The sequence below is a fragment of the Hydrocoleum sp. CS-953 genome (genome assembly GCF_002260545.1).
Classification (GTDB): domain Bacteria; phylum Cyanobacteriota; class Cyanobacteriia; order Cyanobacteriales; family Microcoleaceae; genus Trichodesmium.
In genome coordinates this window covers 1-8,541 of sequence record NZ_LGSU01001247.1, presented here as the reverse complement: position 1 = coordinate 8,541, position 8,541 = coordinate 1, and the positions used below count along the sequence as shown (strand labels likewise).

The following is an 8,541-nucleotide window of genomic DNA, read 5'->3' as shown; positions in this document are numbered from 1 at the left end:
GTCAGATGAACCGGAAATAACTTGCTTGCCATCGGGGGTTACTGCTACAGCATTTACCGAGTTGCTATGACCATCGAGAGTACGAATTAACGGACCACCGGGAGGCGTTAAGCTTGTTTTCAATGGTCGCAACCAAACATTTTGTTGATTCTGTTTTGCTTCTAACAGTAACTCCTGAATTTCTGGTTCACGAAAATGCTGCATCCGCCCCCATAGCTGTTCCGGTAGCTGCTCCCCATCCTTTTCCAAAATATGCGCTGACAGTCGTAACGCTCCTTGAATTAATTTCAAAGTTTTAACTTTCTCATTGTCATCCTCAACCAGATCGTAATCTTCAATTAACGCCTGCACGCCAAAGTCAGGATGTTGCACCTTTGCTGCCAGGAAATCAAAATTAGTCAGGAGTTTGTAATACTTTTCTAATTGCTTTGACTCCACCAGAGTATGAATATTACCCAACATAGCACGTTGACGCGCAGGCGTTGCAGAAGCTAATTTTTCAGCAAATTTTCCCACAATACTACTCCTGTCTAAGAAACTGTTTGTTAACTAATAAAAACCTCTCTCCAAACCTTTCTCCTGCAAGGAGAGAGGCTTTGACTCCCCCTTCCCTTGCAGGGAAACGGGGTAGGGGGGTTAGGTTTTCAAAATTCATCGCTTCCATTTCTCAACCCATCAAAACCTCTCTCCAAACCTCTCTCCTGCAAGGAGAGAGGCTTTGACTCCCCCTTCCCTTGCAGGGAAGGGGGTAGGGGGGTTAGGTTTTCCAGATTCATCGCTTCCACCCAGCACCTCTCAAACCTAAACATCCGCATACAAATCATCCGCCATCCGTGCATTTACTTCCTCAAACAACTTGCGGGTATTATCCAACTTTCTTTTCCCCTTGAGAAAATCAAGAAAACTCGCATGATAGATGCTGTAGCAAAGTTCTCCCTCAACTTCCTGCTTACTCAAAAATTCCACCCACTCCTTCAGAACATCTTCCACATCAGACACATCCTGTTGCGCCCATTCAGCAATTATTTCCAAACTAGGCAACGTCCGACTTTCCACCAAAATAAACAAAACAATAACCTTATCCTTCTGAGGTTTATCCTCCATTCCCATCCGCACCCAATGTTGTTGATAATAATCTTGCAAACCATCAGGCAATTCCTTCAAACTCAAATCTTGATAATTACCCTTAGCAATATCCGGTAACACATAACGCAGATACATGAAATTATTTTCACTCTTGTTTGCCACCTGCTCAATAAAATATTCCTTATTAATATCCCGCTCTTGCACCCAGTTTTGCAACTTAACCCCATAGTCTGGGTCATCATTCAACATAAAACCGATATATTCTTTCACATCATCCCGACTCAAACCCCGATATTGACTCGCCCTCAAATCTAATTCTGTCATCCCCACCCCTGGAGAAACATTCAAACGTTTGTTCTCACGTTCATAAGGTCGCCTAGTCAACAAAAAATAAACCCCATCCGGCAACGTCGTGGGAAAATCCAGAATATTACCGCCTCCAGTTTGCTCCACCTCATCCAAAGCATCAACCACAATAACCAACTTTTGCCCCCCAAGATTTTCACTAACCTTTTGCAGCAAAGTAGACAAATTAACCTTATCAGTATTTCCCAACTCGTAGCGTCTAGTCAACTGTTTGCGGATACTCTCCAGAAAAAGTTCTGGTCTATTACGACCATCAGCACGAATATTAAAATGACAGGGACACTTATGGTCATAAACATATTTAGCTGCAATAGCACTTTTCCCCATCCCCGCATCCCCAACCACAGTAAAATAACCATGAGAATTTTTATTGATAAAATTCCCAAATTCCTTAAACACAAATTCCCGACCACAAAAACCCTTAATCTTTTCCATAATTAAAGACTTAAATTCTGCCGGATATTCGTCAAAATTCCAATCTGGATAAGGCTTAAATTCTGGAGATTTAGTCCGCTTCGCCACATCAATAAAAGCTCGACCAAACTCTTCTAATTCTGACCGAACATTAATCTGGGATTCTTTTATTTCATTCCCCAAAGTATTCCAGTCTTTCAATTCCCAGTTCAGAAATTTATCCACTTCATTGAAGAAACTAATAGGAGAATTAGCAGAATAGGCACTCCAAAAAGCATTTTTTATTTCTTTCTCCCGAAAAAGCTTCAAAATTTGCTCATCCTTACCCACGCCATATTCCACCAAAGCATAAACATAAACTCCATCAACATCTTTCGGGGGTTGTGTGGGGTCAAGTTTTAATTCCTTTAAAGTTTTAACTACAATTTCATTTCTTTGAGCTGCATTGAGGATTTGAGGAACAGCAGACTTACCAATATTAGTAATTGTTTTAAAAATATCATCTAACATAAATTAGACCTCAAGAAATAAAGTTTTTGTTTGTAGTAGGGCTTTAGCCCGAAGTTATAGATAGGGCTGAGAGCTATACTACGAGCTTTAATAATAATCTTTTTAAAAATATCATCTAACTATAAAATTAAACCTCAAGAAAAATTTTTCCTCTGGCTCGCCAAGGATTGAAATTCTTGGCTAAAAGCTTAAGTCATCTTTAGATGAATAAATTATCTATACCGTCTTTTTCTATTGTAGTTAATTAATGAACCTGATATAAATCTCATTTGTGTTTGGTTATATTGATTTTCAGGTAGCTGGAATAGTTGGAATAGCACTCATATAAGAATAGTTCAGTATTTTCTGATCTACCGTCACTTATAGAACAATTAGATAATCTTGCAGTTGCGACAATTATTCTATCTGCTGGATCTTTGTGAAAATTACCTGGCAGTGATTGAGCATCAACCGCAATTTCAGGAGTAATAGAAATAAGAATAATTCCTTCTTGTGCTAATGCAATTTTAAACCATTCAAGAATGGGTAAAGGAAGAATAATTCTTCCTGCTTTAACAAGTCTTGCTATTTCAATAAGACTGATAGTAGAAATTCCTAATCCATCTAGTCTTTCTCTCTTAAATTATCTCACTATAGTAACTGATTAATTTAGGGTCATTCTGATTCCAGCAAACAAAAATATCAGTTTCTAGAACAATCATAAAACCTCTTAATAATAACTTTCCATAGCCCAGTCTTCTAGAGGAATAGCTGGCTCGTGAGGATCGGCATAGTATAGATATGGCTGTTTATTTGCCAATGGATTAGGAGGATATTCTTGTTTAAATTCACTAATATTAACAACTCCAACCAGCTTATTTTGAATAGCTTCATTTAATATTTCTGAAGCGAGTTCTTCTACAGATATTTGTTTTTTAGCTGCTGCTTTTATCAAAAGTTCTTGAGCCTGTGGAGTAATATTAACGTTCGTTTTAATCATAATGTTTCCCTCACATAGAGAGTAATTAATCTATATTATAGGCAGTAGGGAATAGGGAGTAGGGAGTAGGGAACACAAGGAGGGAATTACGTTAATTGATAACTTAAATTACCAATATTTTTGAGAGCTGCTAAAACTTGCTCCAATTCATTTTCTTTCTCAATAGACAAAGCATAAGAACGACTATATATAGGAACATCTGCTTTTTGAAGTTTAACAAAAACAAACTCTCTACCATTAAGCAAAAAAGCAAACGTTGGGCGATTATTTTGGGAGTTTTTCAACATATAAACTAAAGCTTGAGGTAGAGCCGCCGTAACATCAAATTTAGTCCTTTTGGATTCAATTACCAATATCCAAAATCTCTGTTGTAGAACTAAAACATCTATTCTACCTCTAACAATTAAATCATGATCTTCATCAGAAATTTCCACAGAAGTTTCGGTTGTTATGGAAAAGGGAGGTTGAAAAAATCCAGCTAAATCTAGTAAAGGTGCTAAAATAACCAATTTAACTCCCTCTTCCAATAAAGGGCGACGATTAACTAAGTTAAAATAGTTACTCCTAACTCTTTCTAAACTGCGTTTTTCTTCATCAGTTAAAGAAGGTAAATTGTCTTGCCATTCCCGGAAAAATTGACTATCAGTTGTTAGTTGTAGTCCGAAATTTTCTTGTAATTCTTCTAGAGTAATATCCTGAGCTTGAATAGTTTGAACCATAATATAGCAATCCTAAATAGGTTGTAATATTTTATTGTAGGAGTTTGGTCTCCAAACCCTCGAAAATTGGGATTTGGAAACCAAACCCCTACGGTTTTTTTCACAAATCATTTCATACTCACTAAAAGTTTTATCATTTACTCGAATTAATCATCCTAACTGATAAAATTCAAAGGAAATTTCAGATTTCAAACCTACTGATAACTGAATAACTGATAACTGATAACTGAATTACAAGACTCCCTTAGAACTAGGAATTTCCCCAACTCGCCTGGGGTCAATTTCTGTAGCCATCCGTAGAGAACGAGCAAAAGCTTTAAACCCTGCCTCAATAATATGATGAGAATTAATTCCAGCTAACTGCCGAATATGCAAAGTCATCAAACTATTATTCGCCACAGCTACAAAAAATTCCCGCACTAACTGAGTATCATAAGTACCAACCCGTTGAGTAGGCATTTCCAAACCATAACTCAAATGTGGACGACCAGAAAAATCCAAGGCCACCTGAACCAATGCCTCATCCAAAGGAGCCACAAAATGACCAAAACGGACAATACCCTTGCGATCGCCCAACGCCTGCCTTAAAGCCTGGCCCAAAGTAATTCCCACATCCTCATTAGTATGATGGTCATCAATTTCAATATCTCCCACAGCTTGGACTTCCAGATCGATNAACTCAAATGTGGACGACCAGAAAAATCCAAGGCCACCTGAACCAATGCCTCATCCAAAGGAGCCACAAAATGACCAAAACGGACAATACCCTTGCGATCGCCCAACGCCTGCCTTAAAGCCTGGCCCAAAGTAATTCCCACATCCTCATTAGTATGATGGTCATCAATTTCAATATCTCCCACAGCTTGGACTTCCAGATCGATTAATCCATGAGAAGAAATTTGATGCAACATATGGTCTAAAAAAGGGATGCCAGTATTAGCCTTACAATTACCCACACCATCAATATTAAGACTAACAGTTACATCAGTTTCCCCAGTCGTCCGTTTCACGGAACCAACTCTGGCAGGCAAATCCAATTTTATCGGAGTAGATGGAGAAGGGCGATCGCTTATCTGCATAATTTTTAAAGATATAAATATAAATTTTGAATTTTAATTTTTCAGTAGCACAGGCTTCCAGCTAATTTAGTCCAAATTTGTAGGGTGCGTTAGACGGCTAAAATTTAGACTGTGAAAGGGATTTAACAATCCGTCGTAACGCACCATTGAATATGTGTCGGTACTAATTACTTTCTTCACTTCTGAATTCAGAATTCTAAATTCTAAATTCTAAATTCTAAATTCTGATTACATTCCCATAATTTCATAACCAGCATCCACATAGATAACCTGACCAGTAATTCCACTCGACAGATCGCTACATAGGAAAGCAGCAGTATTACCAACTTCAATTTGAGTAACAGTCCGATGCAATGGAGCTATTTCTTCTACATGATGAATCATATCTTTAATACCACCCACTGCCGAAGAAGCCAAAGTTTTAATTGGACCAGCAGAAATAGCATTTACCCGAATATTTTTTTTGCCAAGTTCCGCTGCCAAATAACGCACATTCATTTCCAAAGCAGACTTAGCAATTCCCATCACATTATAATTAGGAACGACTCGTACACCACCTAAATAAGTCAGAGTTACAATACTTCCTCCTTCAGTCATAAGCTCTTTAGCCTTTGAACTCAAATCGATTAGAGAATAAGAACTAATTTCTAAAGCACGAGTAAATCCTTCACGAGTAGTATTACTAAAATCTCCAGACAATTCGTCCTTACCAGCAAAAGCCAAACAATGAATCAAAATATCCAACTTTCCCCATTTTTCCCCTACTTGGGCAAAAGTAGCCTGAACCTGCTCGTCATCCTGAACATTACAAGGTAAATACAAAGAAGGATTTAAAGGTTCTACTAATTCCCAAACCTTCTTTTCAAATCTACCTTTATCATCTGGCAGAAAAGTAACCCCCAAATTTGCCCCTGCTTGGTGAAGTTGTTGAGCAATACCCCAAGCAATAGAACGATTATTTGCAATCCCTGTCACCAGAGCATTTTTTCCGGTTAAATCTAACATAATACTATAAATTGTAGTAGAATCTCTAATCAGATAAAAACTTTATAATTTAATTTTATTATGACGAATTTATGCTATAATTATAAACTGCATATTTGCAATTAAATAAAATAGCACCTATAGGCCAGAATTTAAAATTAAATTTTTAGGTTTCATTGTGCTAATCTATCTCAAGTGTTTACAACAAAGTAAAGTAAATCCTAAATATATAGCAATACCTTGCAATTTGATAGTACAACCTTTGCTCAGTTAGTGAGCTATTTGTTAAAAGATATAAAGAAAAATATATTTATAAAAGAGTGTAAGGAAATTGGTCGTGACGCATGATAGACCACTAGCAAATGTTTTCCGTAATATATCTGGCGGATCATATCCACCAGTTGTAGAAACTTTTGAACGGGGCAAAACAATATTTTTTCCAGGAGACCCTGCAGAGCGTGTCTACGTCTTAATTAAAGGCGCAGTTAAGCTATCTAGGGTTTATGAAGCAGGAGACGAAATTACAGTAGCCCTACTTCGGGAAAATAGCGTATTTGGGGTACTATCCCTAATTACAGGCCATAAGTCTGACCGTTTCTACCATGCAGTGGCATTTACCCCAGTAGAGTTAATATCAGTGCCAATTGACCAGGTAGAGAAAGCTCTGAGAGAAGATCCAGAACTTTCAGTTATTTTATTGCGTGGACTATCATCTCGAATCTTACAAACAGAGATGATGATTGAGACATTGGCACACCGAGATATGGGTTCAAGACTGGTTAGCTTTTTGTTAATCCTTTGTCGAGATTTTGGAGTTCCTAGTAAAGAAGGGATTACAATAGACCTGAAGTTATCTCACCAAGCCATTGCAGAAGCAATTGGGTCAACAAGGGTGACAGTTACTCGTCTACTGGGAGACCTCCGGCAAGATAGTATGATATCCATTCATAAAAAGAAAATTACAGTACATAATCCAGTGGCTTTAAGTCAGCAATTTACCTGATTTATCTTAAAATACAAATTTAAAAATACTGTTAAGGATAGATTCAAATCAAGCTATAAATTGAAAACTGTAAAATCAACTATAGATTGTCAAGTCCCAGTTCATACTCAGAATCTCAAAATGGTAAACTAATCAAAAATATTATTTTCTCTGTAAACCTTAATTAATTAATAAGTATAAGCCTTACTTAAGAGAAATCAGAGAAAATAATAGTAAATAAATTAAATAAATTACTGCCTATTTTCAGTTTAGGCCAATCTCCTGAGACGATNAAGTATAAGCCTTACTTAAGAGAAATCAGAGAAAATAATAGTAAATAAATTAAATAAATTACTGCCTATTTTCAGTTTAGGCCAATCTCCTGAGACGATCAATTAACTCAAGGAAATATTAAAATAACACAACTACCAGCAGCCCTTAATGACCGCCGGTATAACCTTAGTATTAGTAATTCTAGTTCTAGGCGGTGTAATAGCTACTATTAGCGATCGCCTAGGAACAAAGGTAGGCAAAGCTAGACTACGAATATTTCATCTTAGACCCCGTGATACTGCCGCTTTAGTTACTATAGTTACTGGCAGTATTCTTTCGGCTTTAACTTTAGCAATCTTATTTGCCACAAGCAAACCATTAAGAAAAGGCGTTTTTAGAATAGATGAAATTCAAACAAAACTTAATGAAACTCGCAAGGCAGTCACAAAAGCTGAATTTGAAACAACTCTTATTAAAAATGAATTAGAAAAGGCAAGATATGATTTAGAATTAGCTCTAACTCAGTTAAATCAAGTTAATCAATCTCTAGACAAAGCGCTAATCCAAAAAAGTGAAACAGAGACCCAACTAAAAATAACTCAAGAGCAATTAAATCAAGTTCAAGGAGCAAAAACTCGTACTCAAGAAGAGCTAAAAAAAGTTCAAGCAGCAAAAGCAAAAACTGAAGCAGAACTTAACTTAACTCAAAATCAATTAAAAAATATCATACAACAAAAAGAAACTCTCAGTCAAGAAATTGAGCAATTAGAAATAGAACGTCAACAACTACTAAAAAATTAGGTACTCATGTATAGGTACTAATTTATTATGGAGAGAGAAAATAGTTAAGGGAAGACCAAGAAATAAAGCATCTGAATAGATAGAATGAGTATTCTATCCCTAGTTAGGTTATTCGTAGGGAACATAATAACAAAAGATTTTGGGATAATTTATAAATTGGCAGTGCCTGACAAATTGAATGTATCAGGAAATATAAAAAGGAGATAGGGAATAGGGAATAAGGAGAAATAAATCAAGACAACTATTTGTCAGTTATCTAGGAATATATGTACCGAAAATTTCTCTATCCAGCATATTTCAATTTGTTGAAGTCTTAAATTTTTGATATTTTAGTCACTCCTATATTCT

7 protein-coding genes and 3 pseudogenes are annotated in these 8,541 nt (G+C 36.5%); 2 read left to right on the top strand and 8 right to left on the bottom strand.

What is annotated here, in order from left to right; all coding sequences use genetic code 11:
- The 8 genes and pseudogenes from AFK68_RS21480 to fabI all read right to left on the bottom strand — a co-directional run.
- Positions 1-516: pseudogene (locus AFK68_RS21480) on the bottom strand (hypothetical protein); the annotation flags it as partial.
- A gap of 285 nt (positions 517-801) precedes the next feature.
- A complete protein-coding gene (locus AFK68_RS21475; protein ID WP_094674939.1) occupies positions 802-2,376 on the bottom strand; it encodes an NACHT domain protein in 1,575 nt (524 codons plus the stop codon).
- 265 nt (positions 2,377-2,641) lie between these two features.
- Positions 2,642-2,977, bottom strand: a pseudogene (locus AFK68_RS45975) (type II toxin-antitoxin system VapC family toxin); the annotation flags it as partial.
- Positions 2,978-3,085: 108 nt separating this feature from the next.
- A complete protein-coding gene (locus AFK68_RS21465) occupies positions 3,086-3,355 on the bottom strand; it encodes a hypothetical protein (RefSeq protein WP_094674937.1) in 270 nt (89 codons plus the stop codon).
- An 86-nt stretch (positions 3,356-3,441) separates the two neighbouring features.
- Positions 3,442-4,074: a type I restriction endonuclease gene (locus AFK68_RS21460; RefSeq protein ID WP_094674935.1), complete on the bottom strand. Its 633-nt coding sequence runs from the start codon at positions 4,072-4,074 to the stop codon at positions 3,442-3,444.
- A 231-nt stretch (positions 4,075-4,305) separates the two neighbouring features.
- Positions 4,306-4,749, bottom strand: a pseudogene (locus AFK68_RS21455) (imidazoleglycerol-phosphate dehydratase); the annotation flags it as partial.
- A gap of 1 nt (position 4,750) precedes the next feature.
- The coding region (locus AFK68_RS45970) for an imidazoleglycerol-phosphate dehydratase (RefSeq protein ID WP_143438117.1) at positions 4,751-5,153 on the bottom strand (403 nt) is incomplete at its 3' end.
- Positions 5,154-5,381: 228 nt separating this feature from the next.
- A complete protein-coding gene (gene fabI, locus AFK68_RS21445; protein ID WP_094674931.1) occupies positions 5,382-6,158 on the bottom strand; it encodes an enoyl-ACP reductase FabI in 777 nt (258 codons plus the stop codon).
- Positions 6,159-6,468: 310 nt separating this feature from the next.
- On the opposite strand from fabI, the gene ntcA reads away from it, so the two are divergent.
- Positions 6,469-7,140 (top strand): global nitrogen regulator NtcA, encoded by a 672-nt coding sequence (gene ntcA / locus AFK68_RS21440; protein WP_094674929.1) that lies wholly within the window; start codon positions 6,469-6,471, stop codon positions 7,138-7,140.
- A 420-nt stretch (positions 7,141-7,560) separates the two neighbouring features.
- Complete coding sequence (locus AFK68_RS21435; protein WP_094674927.1) at positions 7,561-8,193, top strand: DUF3084 domain-containing protein; 633 nt, start codon at positions 7,561-7,563, stop codon at positions 8,191-8,193.
- The last annotated feature ends 348 nt before the right edge of the window (positions 8,194-8,541 follow it).